Here is a 16927-nt window from a genome sequence, read left to right as displayed (position 1 = left end):
TTATTCTGTTGAAACAGGTGTCGCTACAGGACACTATTAAAAACAATTCTATTTTTTTCTACCGACGAAATATTCCTGACGGAATATTAAAAATTGTCTTTAGACTAACTTAAACGAAAATATAATCTACATCAAACCCGACAGGTTTTAAAAACCTGTCGGGTTTATTTTTTGAAACCTGTGAATCAACTTGAAACTTGAAACAAACTTTTACAATCAAGACACTTCTTCATCTAAATCTAATTTCGTTTCGCTAAGTTTGCTTTAAACAATAAATCCCAAAAAAAGAGTATAATATATGAACCGTTCAGAACAGCTATTGATATTAAAAAACACTGAAAAATGGGATGTAATTGTTATTGGAGGCGGAGCCAGCGGTTTAGGAACTGCTCTTGATGCTGCAAGCAGAGGATACAAAACAATTTTAGTTGAAGCGGTTGATTTTGCAAAAGGAACTTCGAGCAGAAGCACTAAACTGATTCATGGCGGCGTACGTTATCTGGAACAAGGAAATGTGCCCTTGGTAATAGAAGCGCTGAAAGAAAGAGGCTTGATAGCTCAAAATGCGGGTCACTTAGTCAAAAACCAATCCTTTGTAATTCCAAATTACAATTGGTGGAGCACTTTCATTTATACTATTGGATTAACTGTTTATGATTTATTGGCCGGACGTTTAAGTTTAGGCCGTTCAAAATATATTTCTAAGAAAAAAACAATCGAAATGCTTCCTAACGTAGAAGAGGCCGGTTTGCTAAATGGTGTTATTTATCATGACGGACAATTTGATGATTCCCGTTTAGCCATTAATATTGCTCAAACCGCTGTAGAAAAAGGAGCCTGCATTTTAAATTATACAAAAGTTATAAATTTAATAAAAGACGATAAAAATCAAGTTATTGGTGTTGAAGCAGAAGACCAGGAAACAGGAGATAAATACAACTTAAAAGGCGCGGCAATTATAAATGCTACGGGAGTTTTTACAAATGCCATAATGAAACTAAACGATACCGTCTATAAAAAATATATCGTGCCGAGCCAGGGGATTCATCTTGTGTTTGATAAATCTTTTTTACCTGGAGATCATGCTTTAATGATTCCAAAAACAAGTGATGGACGAGTTTTATTTGCAGTGCCCTGGCATAACCGAATTGTAGTAGGTACAACAGATACTTTAATTAAAAAACAAAGTTTAGAACCTGTTGCTTTAGAAAGCGAAATCAAATTTGTACTAGAAACAGCCCAGCACTTTTTAGCAAAAAAACCTACCAGAGCAGATGTTTTATCAGTTTTTGCAGGCTTACGCCCTTTGGCTGCACCTGAAGAAGAAGGCAAAAAAACCAAGGAAGTTTCCAGAAGCCATAAAATAATTGTATCAGAAACCGGCTTAATAACGATTACGGGAGGAAAATGGACAACGTACAGAAAAATCGCAGAAGATATTATAAACAAAGCAATCAATATAGGTAAACTGCCTAAAAAAACATGCATTACAGAACATCTTGCGATTCATGGAAATAAATGGACTACGACTTTAGACAGGGAAAATCATTTGTATATCTATGGTTCAGATATTCCTAAAATAATCGAATTACAACAAAACAATGCTGAATTAAAAGAAAAAGTACATCCCGATCACGAATTTACTATGGCAGAAGTACTTTGGGCTATTCGATATGAAATGGCAAGAACTGTTGATGATATTTTAGCAAGACGCGTTCGGTTATTGTTTTTAGACGCAAGAGCCGCAATTCAATCTTCAGAAAAAGTAGCAAAACTACTTGCTAAAGAGCTTGGACATGATGAAAACTGGATAAATAAAGAAGTTTTAAATTTCAAAAAAATGGCAAAAGGCTTTCTTTTATCTGAATTTCAATAAATCTTCCTCAAGTTTAGAATTTTGATAAAGTTGAAAAGCAATCAGTTTAACTTTTAGTTAAATATTTTAAAACCAATATTTTAAAACTAAAAAATAAACTATTTTTATTCTAGTTTTTTCCATTCAAAATTGATTTATTTTGAATTAACAAAAAATTAACGCAACACTTGTATATACAACTATTAAAACTTCTACATTTGTATATACAAATTATACACTTACGACTATGACAATTGAAGAGGTTATTAAAAGTACAGTTAAGATGGATAATGCGAAAAAAGTTATTCTAAATATCATGTACACGCAAAATGTGATTCAGGATCATTTCAACGAGTTGATAAAACCGTATGATTTATCCGGAGAACAATATAATGTACTGCGTATATTAAGAGGACAAAAAGGAAATCCTGCTAATATGTGTGTGATACAAGAACGTATGTTAGCTAAAACGAGCAACACTACCCGATTAGTTGATAAATTATTACTGAAAGATTTTGTAACCAGAAATGTCTGCCCGGGAAACCGACGAAAAATAGAAGTTTTAATTACGCAGAAAGGATTAGACGTTTTAAAAGAATTAGACCCAAAGGTAGATGAGCACGAGCGCTTGTTTGCCGAAAATATAAGTCAGGAAGAATTAGAATTATTAAACACATTATTAGAAAAATACCGAACCCAACAAAATTAAAATTATGAGCACATTATTAGATAATTTAAACTGGAGATATGCAACAAAAAAATATGATGCATCAAAAAAAGTATCTTCAGCAGATTTAAATACTATAAAAGAAGCTGTTAGATTAGCTGCTTCTTCATACGGATTGCAGCCATACAGAGTTGTAGTGGTAGAAAATCCGGAGATTAGAGAGCAACTAAAAGCTGCTGCTTACGGACAAACGCAGCTTACAGATGCTTCTCAAATATTTGTTTTTGCAAATGACTTAAATGCCGGCGAAGAATCTGTAGCGGCTTACATCAAGAATATTAGCGAAACAAGAGGTATTCCTACTGAAGCTTTGGGTGGATTTGCAGACATGATGAATGGTGTTATTTCAAATTTATCACAAGATGCTAAAAATATCTGGACAGCAAAACAAACTTATATTGCTTTAGGGACATTATTAGCTGCAGCTTCTGAATTAAAAATTGATGCTACACCTATGGAAGGTTTCAATGCAGCAGAATTTAATAAAATCTTAGGTTTTGACAAACTTGGCCTAAGTGCTACAGTAATTGCTGCTGTAGGTTACAGACATGATGAGGACGATGCTCAGCATTTCAAAAAAGTTAGAAAATCTCACGAGGAATTATTTATCACTATATAATTATTATTAATCAAATTCAATTTTACAACATGAAAAATTTAAAGACAATTGCAATTGCATTATTCGTAGCAGCAGCTGGTATCTCAGTAAGCGCACAAACTAAAAAAATCGACGTTAAAGCATCTACTATCAAATGGGTAGGTAAAAAAGTAACTGGAGAGCACTCTGGAACAGTAAATTTTAAAGAAGGTGCTGTAGTTTTCAAAGGAAAAAAATTAGTTGGAGGAAGCTTTACAGTTGATATGACTTCATTAACTTCTACAGATTTAACTGGAGAATACCAAGGTAAATTAAACGGTCACTTAAAAGCTGACGATTTCTTTGGAACTGAAAAATTCCCAACTTCAAAATTAGTTTTTAAAACTATTGGTGCTAAATCTGCTGACGTTTACACTGTAACTGCTGATTTAACTATTAAAGGAATCACTAAACCAGTAACTTTTGATATTACTGTAAGCGGAAACACTGCTACAACTGCATTCAAAGTTGACAGAACTAAATATGACATTAAATACGGTTCTGGAAGTTTCTTCGAAGGTTTAGGAGACAAAACTATCAGCGATGAATTCGAATTAACAGTAGCTTTAAAATTCTAATTTCAGGCTTACCTAATTCATATATAAGAAAAACCCCAATAGTTGATTCTATTGGGGTTTTTCTTTTTTTATTTCTTTTCAAAAACATAACATTCTTAACGGTAAAATAACGCTTTCATAATAACTATCCCTGTATTGATTAACATTCGGGGTCTAATTTTGAGGAAATTAAAAATCAAAAACTAGAAATTAAAATTATAGTTATGAAAACAAAAATACGTGTTGCAATAATTACACTTCTAAGCACTTTTTTTCTACAAGCCCAACAACAAACAAAAGGAATAATTGGCACTAATAACTGGATGAACAATTGGACCAATTTTAATCCCTCTAAACTAGAATACAGCGAAGCAACCAACATAATTGCCGGAACAATTGACAAAGATACCAGATTAGTAAAACGAAATACATATCAGTTAGTGGGTATTGTTTACGTGACAAACAATGCAACTTTAACAATTGAGCCTGGAACTATAATACGAGGCGACGACAAAACCTGCGGAACTCTTGTTGTTACAAATGGTGCAAAAATTATAGCCGAAGGTTTAGAAACAGATCCGATCATTTTTACTTCAAACAAAGAAATTGCAGACAGACGTCCAGGTGACTGGGGCGGAATAATTATTTTAGGGAAAGCTCCAATTAATTTTCTGGGCGGACTTCATACACTTCCTTTTACTTTAGATCCGATATTAAATCATTACGGAGGTCAGGATGCCGAAGACAATTCAGGTATTTTAAAATATGTTCGAATAGAATTTGCCGGTAGAAAATTGAGTTCTGAGAAAGAACTTAACGGACTTTCACTTGCTGGAGTTGGAAGAAAAACAATTTTAAGCAATATTCAAATCAGTTTTTCAAATGATGATTCTTTTGAGTGTTATGGCGGGGATTTAAATATGAACAATTTAATTTCATACAGAACAACTGATGATGATTTTGATTTTACGCAAGGTGCCCAAATCAACATCAGTAATAGTATTGCTATTCGTCATCCTTTTTCATCAGATATCTCGGGTTCAAGATGTTTTGAAGTCGATTCATACGACAAGATTCAAAATACTGATATGAGCAAAAAAATGACAAAAATCACTGCAACCAATATTACTTTAGTTAATCTTGAAGAAAACAATCAAGGCCTGGTTAGAGAATCTGTTCATATTAGAGAAAACACTTTTTTTAGTTTAAGTAATAGTATTGTTTCTGGTTTTTCCCCTTTTGTTTTATTAGAAAGCAATATTGGAGATGGAAATGAAAATCTGGCAAAAATGAGTTTCAAAAACATAATTGTGAATAATTGCAACGGCGGAATTACAAGTGAATCATCTAGTTCTGATGCCGCAATTCAAAATTATTATAACCCAAATTCTGGTATAGAATACTCAAAATGGAAGAATAGCGAGTTGTTTACAATGCCTAATATCAAAGGAAATCCAGATTTTAGAGCAAATGTAAATAATACGATTGCGATTGGAAATTAAGGCCTTAGGCAGACTTTGAAATTTAAAATTTAACAAATTTCGAAAATTAGAAAAGTTTTTTTTGAGATTTTATGTATTCTAATTCAAATTACATTTATATCTTTGCCACATCAAAATAAGATATGAGAACAATAATGAATAATACTTGGTGGTGGAACAATTTACGTCAAACGTCGTGAACTAAGCTTCCTATGGTATTTTCAAAACTATAAACAAAAAGGGCTTGTCATCACGACAAGCCCTTTTTTTTGGTCGAAACTTTAGCAGAAAAATATTAAAAACTAAAACAACATACTTTGAAACCTTTTATACTCAACACACATTACAAACAAATCCTGGCAGACACCATCACGCCGGTTAGTATATATTTTAAAATAAGAGATAAATTTCCTAATAGTTTATTATTGGAAAGTAGTGATTATCACGGAAATGACAACAGTTTCTCTTACGTTTGCTGCAACCCGATTGCAACGATTAAAATCGAAAACGAAACGATTTCAAAAACTTTCCCTGACGGAACTTCAGAGCAAACTAAAATTGATGCTTCTACTAATATTCCGGAAGTAATTCAGGAATTTTCAAGTCAGTTCAAATCGGAGAAAAATGATTTTAAATTCATCAATAACGGATTATTCGGATACATTTCTTACGATGCTGTTCGTTATTTTGAAAAAGTTTCAATTGCTAAAAAAGACAATGCAACTTCAATTCCGGATGTTTTTTATGCAGTTTATCAAAACATCATTGCCATCAATCACTTTAAAAATGAAGCTTATATTTTCTGCCACAGTGTTGATGGAACAAACAACATTTCTGAAATCGAACAATTACTTCAATCTAGAAATATTGCTTCTTATAAATTCAGTAAAGAAGGCGAAGGTTTTTCAAATTTAACCGATGAAGAATTTAAGCACAATGTAGCTTTAGCCAAAAAACACTGTTTCCGTGGAGACGTTTTTCAATTGGTTTTATCTCGCCGTTTTACACAAGGTTTTAAAGGTGACGAATTTAATGTTTACAGGGCTTTAAGAAGTATAAATCCATCTCCGTATTTATTCTTTTTTGATTATGGAGATTTCAAAATATTTGGGTCTTCGCCCGAAGCACAAATTATCGTAAAAAACAGAAAGGCCGAAATTCACCCCATAGCTGGAACTTTCAAAAGAACAGGAAATGACGAACGTGATGCGCTTTTAGCCAAAGAATTATCAGAAGATAAAAAAGAAAACAGCGAACATGTAATGCTTGTCGATTTGGCAAGAAACGATTTAAGCAGAAACGGTCACGATGTAAACGTAGAAAAATACAGAGAAGTTCAGTTTTTCTCACACGTAATTCACCTGGTTTCTAAAGTTACAGGTCATTTACACGAAAAAGCTACGACTATGCAGGTTGTTGCCGATACTTTCCCAGCCGGAACTTTAAGCGGCGCACCAAAACACAGGGCCATGCAATTGATTGAAGATTACGAAAAAACAAATCGTAATTTCTACGGAGGCGCAATTGGTTTCATGGATTTTGAAGGAAACTTTAACCACGCCATTATGATTCGAACTTTCCTTAGTAAAAACCATCAACTTCATTGTCAGGCCGGCGCCGGAATTGTAGCAAGTTCTGACGAAGAAAGTGAAATGCAGGAAGTTTACAATAAATTAAGGGCATTGAACACAGCCTTAGAAATGGCAGAGAAAATATAGTTTCAAGTTTTCTTAGTTTCAGGTTTCAAGTTGTTGGAACGTGAAACTTGGAACCTGAAACAAAACAAACCTAAAAACAAACCCAAAAAACTATGAAAAATATTATTCCATTTGTTATTGCAGTTTTATTATTCGCTTCGTGTGAAACAAAAAAAGAATCAACAGCAATTCCGTTAACAGGAACCTGGCGCCTGATATCTGCAGAAACGACAGAAAAAGATTCAACATTTTCGACTTTCAATCCAAAAACAAAAATGATTAAAATTATAAATGATACACATTTTGCTTTTTTTAATCATGATTTGAATAACGGTAAAGATAGCACAGCAGCAGTATTTTTTGGAGGAGGCGGAAAATATACTTTAAAAGATAGTATTTATACCGAGAATTTAGAATACTTCAATAACCGTCAATGGGAAAATGGAAAATTTGAGTTTACAGTAAAAATTAAAAACGACACTTTAACTCAAAAAGGAGTTGAAAAAGTAGAAAAATTAGGAATCAATCGAATTATTACTGAGAAATACGTTCGAGAAAAATAAAAATTAGTTTCAAGTTTTCTTTGTTTCAGGTTTCAAGTTGTTGGAACCTGAAACTTGAAACTTGAAACTTGAAACCTGAAACTTGAAACCTGAAACAAAAACATACAATGAAAAAAATATTAGTTATAGACAATTACGATAGTTTCACTTATAATTTAGTGCACTATCTAGAAGATTTAAACTGTGAAGTAACCGTTTATAGAAATGACGAATTCGAAATTGATGAAATCGCTTCTTTCGATAAAATATTACTTTCGCCTGGGCCAGGAATTCCGGATGAAGCAGGTTTATTAAAAGCGGTTATCGAAAAATATGCTCCAACAAAAAGTATTTTGGGCGTTTGCTTAGGACAGCAGGCAATTGGAGAAGTTTTTGGCGGAACACTTTCTAACCTTGATAAAGTTTATCACGGTGTTTCGACAAATGTAAAAACAGTAGTTTCAGACGAAACTTTATTTGAAGGTTTAGGAAATGAATTTGAAGTGGGAAGATATCATTCGTGGGTTGTAGACAGTAATTTACCCGAAGTTTTAGAAGCAACTTCAATAGACGAAAACGGGCAGATTATGTCATTAAGACACAAAAAATTTGATGTAAGAGGCGTTCAGTTTCACCCGGAAAGTGTTTTAACTCCAAAAGGAAAATTAATACTGGAGAACTGGATTAAGAGCTAGTATCCAGTCTCCGTTTTCAGTCAAAGTCCAAAACCTTAGCAACTTAGACTCTTAGCAACTTAGAACCTTAAAAAAATGGAAATAATACTTTCAGATACAAAAGAAATCAACATTGAAGATGTTTTAGTTTTATACAAAGCAAATGAGTGGAGTTCGGCCAATAAACCAAACGAATTATATAATGCTCTTTTAAATTCCGAAACTTTAATTACAGCTTGGGAAGGAAAAAAGTTAGTCGGACTGGGAAATGCGATTTCCGATGGATTTTTAACGGTTTATTATCCGCATTTATTGGTTCTTCCGGATTATCAGGGAAAAGGAATTGGAAAAATGATTGTAGATAAAATGCAGGAGAAATACAAACACTTTCACATGCAAATGTTAACCGCAGACGGAAAGGCAGTTGATTTTTATAAAAAAAATGGATTCGAAAGAGCCGGAAAAACAGAACCCATGTGGATTTATCAGGGAAATGAACATTGATAAATTAGTCGTAAAGTCTGAATGTCGAAAGTCATAAAGTCAAATGCGACATAAAAAATATAAATAGAAAAACTCAAAAACAATATCATAAGTTAGAATTCTTTAAGACCTTCGACTTTTGACTTTAAGACTTACATAAATGAAAACTATATTAAACAAATTAATCAACCACGAAGTGCTTTCTAAAGAAGAAGCAAAAGACGTTTTGATTAATATATCAACTGGTCAATATAATCCGAGTCAGATTTCGGCGTTTTTGACCGTATTTATGATGCGAAGCATTACGATTGAGGAACTTTCGGGTTTTCGTGAAGCTTTATTAGAGTTATGTGTTCGCGTTGATTTATCAGCATACAACACAATCGATTTATGCGGAACAGGCGGTGACGGAAAAGACACTTTCAATATCTCAACTTTAGCTTCTTTTGTTTCGGCTGGTGCAGGAATTAAAGTTGCCAAACATGGAAATTATGGCGTTTCATCTATTTCAGGATCGAGCAACGTAATGGAAAAAATGGGAATTAAATTCAGCAATGAGCCTTCATTTTTAGAAAAATGTATCGACAAAGCCGGAATTTGTGTTTTGCATGCTCCCCTATTCCATCCGGCAATGAAAAATGTTGGGCCAATTAGAAAAGAACTGGCAGTGAAAACCTTCTTTAATATGTTGGGCCCAATGGTAAATCCATCATTTCCTCAAAATCAATTGGTTGGCGTTTTCAATCTTGAATTAGCCCGAATGTATGCTTATTTATATCAAAATACTGATATCAATTTTACCATTTTACATTCGCTTGACGGATACGACGAAATCTCCTTAACAGGTCCAACCAAAACGATAACATCACACATGGAAGGCATGTTAAAGCCGGAAGATTTTGGTGTTCGTCTTTTATCTCAAACCGAAATTGAAGGAGGAAAAACCATCGAAGAATCGGCAGAAATATTCATCAATATTATTTCAGGAAAAGGAAACGAAGCGCAGAATAATGTCGTTTGTGCCAATGCTGCAATGGCAATCGCAACGGTTACAAAATGTTCTCCGCTTGAAGGATTTGAATTGGCAAAAGAAAGTTTGTTTTCTGGAAAAGGATTAAAAGCATTACAGACATTACAGGAATTAAGCAGGTAAAAAAATTGTTTCAAGTTTCAGGTTTCAAGTTTCAAGTTATTGGAGCGAACCTGAAACTTGAAACCTGAAACAAAACAAACAATGAACATTTTAGATAAAATAATAGTTGATAAAAAACGAGAAGTGATCTTAAAGAAATCAATCATTCCGGTTTCTCAGTTGGAAGCTTCAGTATTTTTTGAAAAACAAACAATCTCTCTTAGTCAAAAATTGAGAGAAAGTAATTCTGGAATTATTGCAGAACACAAACGTCGTTCTCCTTCAAAATTGGTTATTAATCACAATTTCACAGTTGAAGAAGTTGTAAAAGGTTACGAAAATGCCGGAGCTTGCGGAATTTCGGTTTTAACAGACGGGAAATATTTTGGAGGTTCTCTTGACGATTTACTTTTGGCAAGAGCAAGCGTAAATATTCCGCTTTTGCGAAAAGAATTTATTGTAGACGAATACCAAATTTTAGAAGCAAAAGCACACGGAGCCGATTTGATTTTGTTAATCGCAGCAGTTTTAACCCGTGAAGAAATCAAATCATTATCTCAATTTGCAAAAAAACTAGGTTTAGAAGTTTTATTGGAAGTTCACAACCAAGAAGAACTAGAAAAATCGATTATGCCGAGTTTAGACATGATTGGTGTAAACAACCGAAACCTAAAAACTTTTGAAGTAAGCTTAGATTTCAGTAAACAATTGGCATCACAAATCCCAAATGATTTCGTAAAAGTTTCCGAAAGCGGCATCTCATCAATAGAAGCCATTCAGGAGCTAAAACCTTACGGATACAAAGGTTTCTTGATTGGAGAAAACTTCATGAAAACCGACAATGCAGGAAAAGCTGCAACAGAATTTATTAGTCAGCTATAGGCTTTAAGCTGTATGCAATAAGCCTTCTTAACATTATTAATTTAGCCTAAAGCCTAAAGCTTAAAGCCTAAAGCATTAAAAAAATGAAACTCAAAATATGCGGCATGAAATATCCAGATAATATCCTCGAGGTAGGCGCGCTCCTACCCGATTATATGGGATTTATTTTCTGGGAGAAATCCGCAAGATATTTTAACGGAGAAATTCCGGAACTGATAGAAACAATCAAAAAAGTGGGCGTTTTTGTAAATCAAAGTCAGGAAGAAATTCTGGAAAAAATAACAAAATACAATTTACAAGCCGTTCAGTTACATGGAAATGAGACCGTTGAATTTTGTTCAGAACTAAAAAGCAAACTGTCAAAAAAAATTGAAATCATAAAAGCGTTTTCTGCAGATGAAAATTTTGATTTTGAAGTAATAAAACCTTTTGAATCGATTTGTGATTATTTTCTTTTTGATACAAAAGGAAAATTACCCGGCGGAAACGGAACAACATTCGACTGGACTATATTAAAAAAATACAATTCGGATAAACCATTCTTTTTGAGCGGCGGAATCGGAATTAACGAATTAAAAGCCATTGAAGAAATTTCAAAAAGCAATTTACCTATTTATGCTATCGATGTAAATAGTAAATTTGAAATCGAACCAGGGCTGAAAAACAGAAATTTATTTAGCAATTTCAAACGAAAATTTGATGTTGCCAACTTTTAAACTTTAAACAAAATGAGTTTTAACGTCAACGAAAAAGGATATTACGGAGAATTTGGAGGGGCTTACATTCCTGAAATGCTCTATCCAAATGTAGAAGAATTACGCCAAAAATACCTGAGCATAATGGACGAACCAGATTTTAAAGCTGAGTTCAATCAATTGCTGAAAGATTATGTAGGACGCCCAAGTCCGTTGTATTTTGCAAAACGTTTATCTGAAAAATACAACACTAAAATCTATCTAAAAAGAGAAGATTTAAATCATACCGGAGCGCACAAAGTCAACAACACTATTGGGCAGATTTTGTTAGCGAAACGTTTAGGTAAAAAAAGAATTATTGCCGAAACCGGGGCTGGTCAGCATGGTGTCGCAACAGCTACTGTTTGTGCTTTAATGGGAATTGAATGTATCGTTTATATGGGAGAAATTGACATTGCGCGCCAGGCACCAAACGTAGCTCGTATGAAAATGCTAGGCGCAGAAGTTCGTCCGGCTCTTTCTGGTTCTCGTACTTTAAAAGATGCTACAAACGAAGCTATTCGCGATTGGATCAATAATCCGGTTGACACACATTATATTATCGGATCGGCGATTGGACCTCATCCTTACCCGGATATGGTGACACGTTTTCAGAGCATCATTTCAGAAGAAATCAAATGGCAGTTAAAAGAAAAAGAAGGACGTGAAAATCCTGATTATGTGGTTGCCTGTATCGGCGGCGGAAGCAACGCTGCAGGAACGTATTATCATTTTCTGCACGAACCGGAAGTTGGAATTATTGCTGTTGAAGCTGCCGGAAAAGGAGTTGACAGCGGTCATAGCGCTGCAACAAGTAAATTAGGAAAAGTGGGCGTTATACACGGTTGTAAAACACTTTTAATGCAAACGCCAGACGGACAAATTACGGAGCCGTATTCAATTTCAGCAGGGTTAGATTATCCTGGAGTTGGGCCTTTGCATGCGCATTTAGCACAAACCGGACGCGGCGAATTTTTCTCTGTAACCGATGATGATGCTATGAATGCAGGTTTGCAATTGACAAAATTAGAAGGAATTATTCCGGCGATTGAAAGCGCACACGCATTTGCAGTTTTAGATCAAAAGAAATTTAAACCTACAGATGTCATAGTTATTAGTCTTTCTGGTCGTGGCGATAAAGATTTAGACAATTATATCGATTATTTTAAATTGTAATAAAAATCGTAATTTGGACATTCGCTAACGCAAAACAAATAACGAGAAAAAAGTAAATATGGAAAAGTTATTCTCTTACGGAACATTACGATCAAAGCAAATTCAAATGCAGGTTTTCAATAAAGTATTAACGGGAACTGCAGACCAGCTCCTTGGTTACAAACTAAAAAGCCTTCAGATAGAAGAAGAGTTTGGAATGGCTGATTATGTAGTAGCGGTTCCAAGCGATGATCTTTCAGATATTATATATGGGGTTGTTTATACAATTTCAAATACAGATCTGGCTAAAGTAGATATATTTGAATCGAACTCATATAAAAGAGTTCAGGTAAGATTAAAGTCTGGAATACAGGCTTGGATTTATACAGAAAATCAATAATTCCAGATATGATTCTAGCAGCCGCTCAAGCAAAACCAACCCGAAGAGATATCGATGCCAATTTATCAGATCATTATCGTCTTATCGAATTGGCTGTAAAAAATAAAGCGCAATTAATTGCTTTTCCTGAAATGTCTATTACAGGCTATGAAAGAGAACATGCACAAAAATTAGCTTTCCAGAAAAACGATTCGCGTTTAGATCATTTGAAAAAATTAGCTGTAGAAAATAATATTGTAATTATTGCCGGAGCGCCTATTGAAATTGACTCCAATCTGTTTATTGGCGAATTTGTAATTTCTCCGGATAATTTAGTTTCAATTTATACGAAGCAGTTTTTACATGAAGGCGAAGATGAATATTTTCAATCTTCTTTTGAGAACAATCCGATGGTTACTATTGAAAATCAAAAGATTTCATTTGCGATTTGTGCAGATATTGATAATCCGCTGCATCCGGAAAATGCTCGTAAAAGAGCAACTGATATTTATATTGCCAGTATTTTCTTTTCGCCAAACGGAATTCCGAATGCGTATAGAGACTTGCAAAGTTATGCCGAGAAACATCAAATGAATGTTTTGATGTCGAATTTCAGCGGTGAATCGTGGGGATCTCCTTCCGCGGGTCAAAGTGCTTTTTGGAATAACAAAGGAGAATTAATTGGTCAGATGAACGATTCAGATTCCGGGTTATTATTAGTCGAAAATCAAAATGACAATTGGGCAAGTAAGGTTATAAAAATTTAAAAATAATACCACAGATTTCACAGATTTACATAGATTTTTTTCACGCAGATTTGGCAGATTAGAGCAGATTTAATTAAAGATATTTAAAAAAAATCTGCCTGAATCGGCTTAAATCAATTTAAATCTGCGTGAATAAAATTTGAATAATAATCAGTGAAAATCCTTTTAATCTGTGGCAAAATAAACTAACATACCTGCAAGGTTTTGGAAACCTTGCAGGAGAAAAAAGATATTAAAATGAACAGAATAACTCAAAAATTACAAGAAGACAAAAAGATACTTTCGATCTATTTTTCTGCGGGATATCCTAACTTAAATGATACCGTTCAGATTATTCAGGATTTAGAAAAAAACGGTGTTGATTTAATCGAAATCGGACTTCCTTTCAGCGATCCTTTGGCAGACGGACCAACGATTCAGGCGAGTTCTACACAGGCACTTCATAACGGAATGACATCTCAAATTCTTTTCGATCAGCTGAAAAACATCCGCGAAAGCGTAAAAATTCCGTTGATTATTATGGGCTATTTTAATCCGATATTACAATACGGCGTTGAAGATTTTTGTAAAAAATGTGCTGAAATTGGTATCGACGGTTTAATTATTCCAGATCTTCCCGTTGATGTTTATGCAGATGAATACAAAGTGATTTTCGAAAAATACGGATTAATCAATGTTTTCCTAATTACACCTCAAACTTCAGATGAACGTATTCGTTTTATCGACAGCGTTTCAAACGGATTTATTTATATGGTAAGTTCAGCAAGTGTTACGGGATCTCAATCTGGTTTTGGGAATGTACAGGAAAGTTATTTCGAAAGAATATCAAATTTGAGTTTAAAAAATCCTCAAATTGTTGGTTTCGGAATTTCAAATAAAGAAACTTTCAGTCAAGCTACTAAATATGCAAAAGGCGCTATTATTGGAAGTGCTTTTATCAAACATTTGAGTGAAAACGGAAGTGGAAAAATTGAGGAATTTATTGGAGACATTCGATAAACATATGCAATAAAAGTCTATCTGGTCATTCCGAGGAACGAGGAATCGCACTAGAAACTCCACAAACAAAGTCGCCAATCTTTGTCGAATTACGAGTGCGATTCCTCGTTCCTCGCAATGACAAAACAAACTAATAAAACTGAAACCCTAGATGTTTCAGTTTTTTTTTGCCCAAAAACATCGAAACCGTTTTATGTTAATATTATGTTAAAATAAAATTAAACAAGTGTTTAAATTAAACAAGTGTTTAATTTTGTATCCGATTAGAAACAATACCATGTCACACATCGAACTAAACGATAAAAAAATTCAGATTCTTAATGTTGCTGAAAAGCTATTTTCTGAGAAAGGATTTGAGGGGACGTCAATACGGGATATTTCGAAACATGCAAAAATTAATATTGCCATGGTTTCCTATTATTTCGGTTCAAAAGATAAATTACTGGAATCTTTGATCATTCATAAAACAGCCGATTTAAAGCTTCAAATCGAAAGTTTACAACACGAAGATCTTCATCCTCTTGATAAAGTCAATAAATTAGTCGAAATTTATATCAATCGAATTAATTGTAACAGAGGGATTTTCAGAGTTTTACACTTCGAACTTAATTCTAAAAAAAGAGAAGAAAGTCTTGCTGCTTTTACAGAACTAAAAAAGGGAAATCTAAAATCTCTTGAAACGATTATTAAAGAAGGCCAGTCAAAAGGAATTTTTAGAAAAGATGTCATTATTCCGTTGATTACACCAACGATTATGGGAACTTTTTTTCATTTCCATATGAACAAATCATTTTTTGAAGAACTCTTAAATCTAAAAACAGAAACGTTATACAACGATTACATTAAAAACAGTCTTACAAAGCACATTCAACAAACTATAAAAGCGCTACTTGTTTATGAAAATTAGTCAATTAATGCTCTTTGGAGTTTTCTTTATAGGAATTTCTTCAATAGAAGCACAAGAAAAAACAAGTTTAACTTTAGATGAAGCCGTAAAAATGGCCTGGGAAAAGAGTAACGAAGTTACGCTTGCCAACACTAAGGTAAACTCAAAAAAGTATGAATTACAAACGGTTAAGAATAACCAATATCCAGATTTAAAAATTTCAGGGCAATATCAGCGATTAACAAAAGCTTCAATCGATATGCCAAATCAGGGAGAAAGCGCTTCTTTAGCTTCTCCGGATCGTGCAATGCTTGGAATGGCAAATTTAAGTTTACCTCTTTTTGCAGGATTTAAAATCCAAAATAGTATTGACGCCTATGAAAGCTTATATGAAGCGGAAAGCGTGACTGCGGCTAAAACAAAAGAGGATGTTGCTTTAAAAGTAATCACCTATTACACAGCTTTATACAAAGCACAAAAAACTTTAGATGTTTTAACTGAAAATCAAAAAAGCGCTAAACAGCGTGTTACCGATTTTATTGAATTAGAGAAAAACGGAATCATTCCAAGAAATGATTTATTGAAAGCACAATTACTGGTTTCAAAAACGCAATTATCTATTGATGAAGCTAATAACAACATCAACAACATCAACTTCTACCTTACGACATTACTTAAATTAGAGCCATCTGTAAAAATTCAGGTTAATGAAGATGATTTCTTCAACTTAAAAACAACTGGTGCTCCTACATCAGATGTTTTGGCACTTGAAAGCAGAAAAGATTTAGAAGCAATTCGTTTGCAGCAAAAAGCTTCAGAAGCTAATGTTAAGATTGCAAAAGCCGGGTATTATCCAACAATTTCATTACTTGGTGGTTATACTGCTTTAGATCTTAAAGACATTATTACTGTAAAATATGCTATGAATTTTGGTTTAGGTTTATCTTATGATTTATCCGGAATTCTTAAAAACAGTGCACACGTAAAAGAAGCGGAAAGTAAAGCTTTGGAAGTAAAAAATACTGAGGCTATTATGACAGACCGCATTAAAGTTGAAGTTCAAAAATCTATTGAAGATTATGACTTAGCTATCAATCAAAGTGTGGTTTATGAAGAAGCATTTCAACAAGCTACTGAAAATTACAGACTTGTAAAAGACAAATTCGACAACGGTCTTGCTGATACCAATGATCTTGTTGAAGCCGATGTTGAGCAATTAAGCGCCAAAATCAATACTGCTGTAGCAAAAGCATCAATCATTCAAAAATATTACGAATTACTTTCAGTATCAGGACAATTATCACAATCATTCAATCTTTCTAAAATATAATCGAAGCTCT

Annotated in this window: 18 protein-coding genes; all 18 read left to right on the top strand. The window is 33.7% G+C overall.

Annotation, left to right across the window (positions count from 1 at the left end; all coding sequences use genetic code 11):
- Window positions 1-298 precede the first annotated feature (298 nt).
- The 18 genes from ASD98_RS07195 to ASD98_RS07110 all read left to right on the top strand — a co-directional run bounded on the left by ASD98_RS07195 (window position 299) and on the right by ASD98_RS07110 (window position 16917).
- Window positions 299-1876, top strand: coding sequence for a glycerol-3-phosphate dehydrogenase/oxidase (locus ASD98_RS07195; protein WP_056202059.1), 1578 nt, complete (start codon window positions 299-301; stop codon window positions 1874-1876).
- 226 nt (window positions 1877-2102) lie between these two features.
- The gene (locus ASD98_RS07190) at window positions 2103-2564 is read left to right on the top strand and encodes a MarR family winged helix-turn-helix transcriptional regulator (RefSeq protein WP_056202058.1); all 462 of its coding nucleotides are present in this window, start codon (window positions 2103-2105) and stop codon (window positions 2562-2564) included.
- Window positions 2565-2568: 4 nt separating this feature from the next.
- The gene (locus ASD98_RS07185; RefSeq protein WP_056202054.1) at window positions 2569-3201 is read left to right on the top strand and encodes an NAD(P)H-dependent oxidoreductase; all 633 of its coding nucleotides are present in this window, start codon (window positions 2569-2571) and stop codon (window positions 3199-3201) included.
- Between the two features lie 29 nt (window positions 3202-3230).
- Window positions 3231-3797, top strand: a complete 567-nt coding sequence (locus ASD98_RS07180) for a YceI family protein (protein WP_056202051.1) — start codon at window positions 3231-3233, stop codon at window positions 3795-3797.
- Window positions 3798-4000: 203 nt separating this feature from the next.
- The gene (locus ASD98_RS07175) at window positions 4001-5278 is read left to right on the top strand and encodes a hypothetical protein (protein ID WP_056202048.1); all 1278 of its coding nucleotides are present in this window, start codon (window positions 4001-4003) and stop codon (window positions 5276-5278) included.
- 296 nt (window positions 5279-5574) lie between these two features.
- Window positions 5575-6975 carry an anthranilate synthase component I family protein gene (locus tag ASD98_RS07170; protein ID WP_056202045.1) on the top strand — a complete coding sequence of 467 codons (1401 nt, stop codon included), beginning with the start codon at window positions 5575-5577 and terminating at the stop codon, window positions 6973-6975.
- A 92-nt stretch (window positions 6976-7067) separates the two neighbouring features.
- A complete protein-coding gene (locus ASD98_RS07165; RefSeq protein WP_056202043.1) occupies window positions 7068-7517 on the top strand; it encodes a hypothetical protein in 450 nt (149 codons plus the stop codon).
- 107 nt (window positions 7518-7624) lie between these two features.
- A complete protein-coding gene (locus tag ASD98_RS07160; RefSeq protein ID WP_056202040.1) occupies window positions 7625-8191 on the top strand; it encodes an aminodeoxychorismate/anthranilate synthase component II in 567 nt (188 codons plus the stop codon).
- 75 nt (window positions 8192-8266) lie between these two features.
- A complete protein-coding gene (locus ASD98_RS07155; protein ID WP_056202037.1) occupies window positions 8267-8674 on the top strand; it encodes a GNAT family N-acetyltransferase in 408 nt (135 codons plus the stop codon).
- A gap of 139 nt (window positions 8675-8813) precedes the next feature.
- Window positions 8814-9806 carry an anthranilate phosphoribosyltransferase gene (gene trpD, locus ASD98_RS07150; protein WP_056202035.1) on the top strand — a complete coding sequence of 331 codons (993 nt, stop codon included), beginning with the start codon at window positions 8814-8816 and terminating at the stop codon, window positions 9804-9806.
- An 81-nt stretch (window positions 9807-9887) separates the two neighbouring features.
- Entirely contained in the window at window positions 9888-10667 is a 780-nt protein-coding gene (trpC, locus tag ASD98_RS07145; protein WP_056202033.1) for an indole-3-glycerol phosphate synthase TrpC, read from the top strand.
- 83 nt (window positions 10668-10750) lie between these two features.
- The gene (locus ASD98_RS07140) at window positions 10751-11383 is read left to right on the top strand and encodes a phosphoribosylanthranilate isomerase (protein ID WP_056202030.1); all 633 of its coding nucleotides are present in this window, start codon (window positions 10751-10753) and stop codon (window positions 11381-11383) included.
- A gap of 12 nt (window positions 11384-11395) precedes the next feature.
- Window positions 11396-12577 carry a tryptophan synthase subunit beta gene (gene trpB / locus ASD98_RS07135; protein ID WP_056202028.1) on the top strand — a complete coding sequence of 394 codons (1182 nt, stop codon included), beginning with the start codon at window positions 11396-11398 and terminating at the stop codon, window positions 12575-12577.
- 58 nt (window positions 12578-12635) lie between these two features.
- The gene (locus ASD98_RS07130; RefSeq protein ID WP_056202026.1) at window positions 12636-12956 is read left to right on the top strand and encodes a gamma-glutamylcyclotransferase family protein; all 321 of its coding nucleotides are present in this window, start codon (window positions 12636-12638) and stop codon (window positions 12954-12956) included.
- 8 nt (window positions 12957-12964) lie between these two features.
- Entirely contained in the window at window positions 12965-13702 is a 738-nt protein-coding gene (locus ASD98_RS07125; RefSeq protein ID WP_056203256.1) for a carbon-nitrogen hydrolase family protein, read from the top strand.
- A gap of 237 nt (window positions 13703-13939) precedes the next feature.
- Window positions 13940-14701: a tryptophan synthase subunit alpha gene (gene trpA, locus ASD98_RS07120; protein ID WP_056203253.1), complete on the top strand. Its 762-nt coding sequence runs from the start codon at window positions 13940-13942 to the stop codon at window positions 14699-14701.
- A gap of 277 nt (window positions 14702-14978) precedes the next feature.
- Complete coding sequence (locus ASD98_RS07115; RefSeq protein ID WP_056202022.1) at window positions 14979-15608, top strand: TetR/AcrR family transcriptional regulator; 630 nt, start codon at window positions 14979-14981, stop codon at window positions 15606-15608.
- On the top strand, window positions 15598-16917 hold the full coding sequence (locus ASD98_RS07110) for a TolC family protein (protein WP_056202020.1): 1320 nt from the start codon (window positions 15598-15600) through the stop codon (window positions 16915-16917). The genes ASD98_RS07115 and ASD98_RS07110 overlap by 11 nt, the downstream gene beginning before the upstream one ends.
- The last annotated feature ends 10 nt before the right edge of the window (window positions 16918-16927 follow it).

It is taken from the genome of Flavobacterium sp. Root186, from assembly GCF_001428525.1.
Taxonomy (GTDB): Bacteria; Bacteroidota; Bacteroidia; order Flavobacteriales; family Flavobacteriaceae; genus Flavobacterium.
The sequence above is the reverse complement of the archived record's forward strand: the minus strand, read 5'-3'. Positions and strand labels throughout refer to the sequence as shown.

Excerpts from the sequence above, each read along its gene's own strand:
- trpD (WP_056202035.1), top strand. The coding sequence starts at position 8,814 with ATGAAAACTATATTAAACAAATTAATCAACCACGAAGTGCTTTCTAAA.
- trpB (WP_056202028.1), top strand. The coding sequence starts at position 11,396 with ATGAGTTTTAACGTCAACGAAAAAGGATATTACGGAGAATTTGGAGGG.
- ASD98_RS07165 (WP_056202043.1), top strand. The coding sequence starts at position 7,068 with ATGAAAAATATTATTCCATTTGTTATTGCAGTTTTATTATTCGCTTCG.
- ASD98_RS07190 (WP_056202058.1), top strand. The coding sequence starts at position 2,103 with ATGACAATTGAAGAGGTTATTAAAAGTACAGTTAAGATGGATAATGCG.
- ASD98_RS07180 (WP_056202051.1), top strand. The coding sequence starts at position 3,231 with ATGAAAAATTTAAAGACAATTGCAATTGCATTATTCGTAGCAGCAGCT.
- trpC (WP_056202033.1), top strand. The coding sequence starts at position 9,888 with ATGAACATTTTAGATAAAATAATAGTTGATAAAAAACGAGAAGTGATC.
- ASD98_RS07195 (WP_056202059.1), top strand. The coding sequence starts at position 299 with ATGAACCGTTCAGAACAGCTATTGATATTAAAAAACACTGAAAAATGG.
- ASD98_RS07140 (WP_056202030.1), top strand. The coding sequence starts at position 10,751 with ATGAAACTCAAAATATGCGGCATGAAATATCCAGATAATATCCTCGAG.
- ASD98_RS07130 (WP_056202026.1), top strand. The coding sequence starts at position 12,636 with ATGGAAAAGTTATTCTCTTACGGAACATTACGATCAAAGCAAATTCAA.
- ASD98_RS07125 (WP_056203256.1), top strand. The coding sequence starts at position 12,965 with ATGATTCTAGCAGCCGCTCAAGCAAAACCAACCCGAAGAGATATCGAT.
- ASD98_RS07110 (WP_056202020.1), top strand. The coding sequence starts at position 15,598 with ATGAAAATTAGTCAATTAATGCTCTTTGGAGTTTTCTTTATAGGAATT.
- ASD98_RS07115 (WP_056202022.1), top strand. The coding sequence starts at position 14,979 with ATGTCACACATCGAACTAAACGATAAAAAAATTCAGATTCTTAATGTT.
- ASD98_RS07160 (WP_056202040.1), top strand. The coding sequence starts at position 7,625 with ATGAAAAAAATATTAGTTATAGACAATTACGATAGTTTCACTTATAAT.
- trpA (WP_056203253.1), top strand. The coding sequence starts at position 13,940 with ATGAACAGAATAACTCAAAAATTACAAGAAGACAAAAAGATACTTTCG.
- ASD98_RS07155 (WP_056202037.1), top strand. The coding sequence starts at position 8,267 with ATGGAAATAATACTTTCAGATACAAAAGAAATCAACATTGAAGATGTT.
- ASD98_RS07185 (WP_056202054.1), top strand. The coding sequence starts at position 2,569 with ATGAGCACATTATTAGATAATTTAAACTGGAGATATGCAACAAAAAAA.
- ASD98_RS07175 (WP_056202048.1), top strand. The coding sequence starts at position 4,001 with ATGAAAACAAAAATACGTGTTGCAATAATTACACTTCTAAGCACTTTT.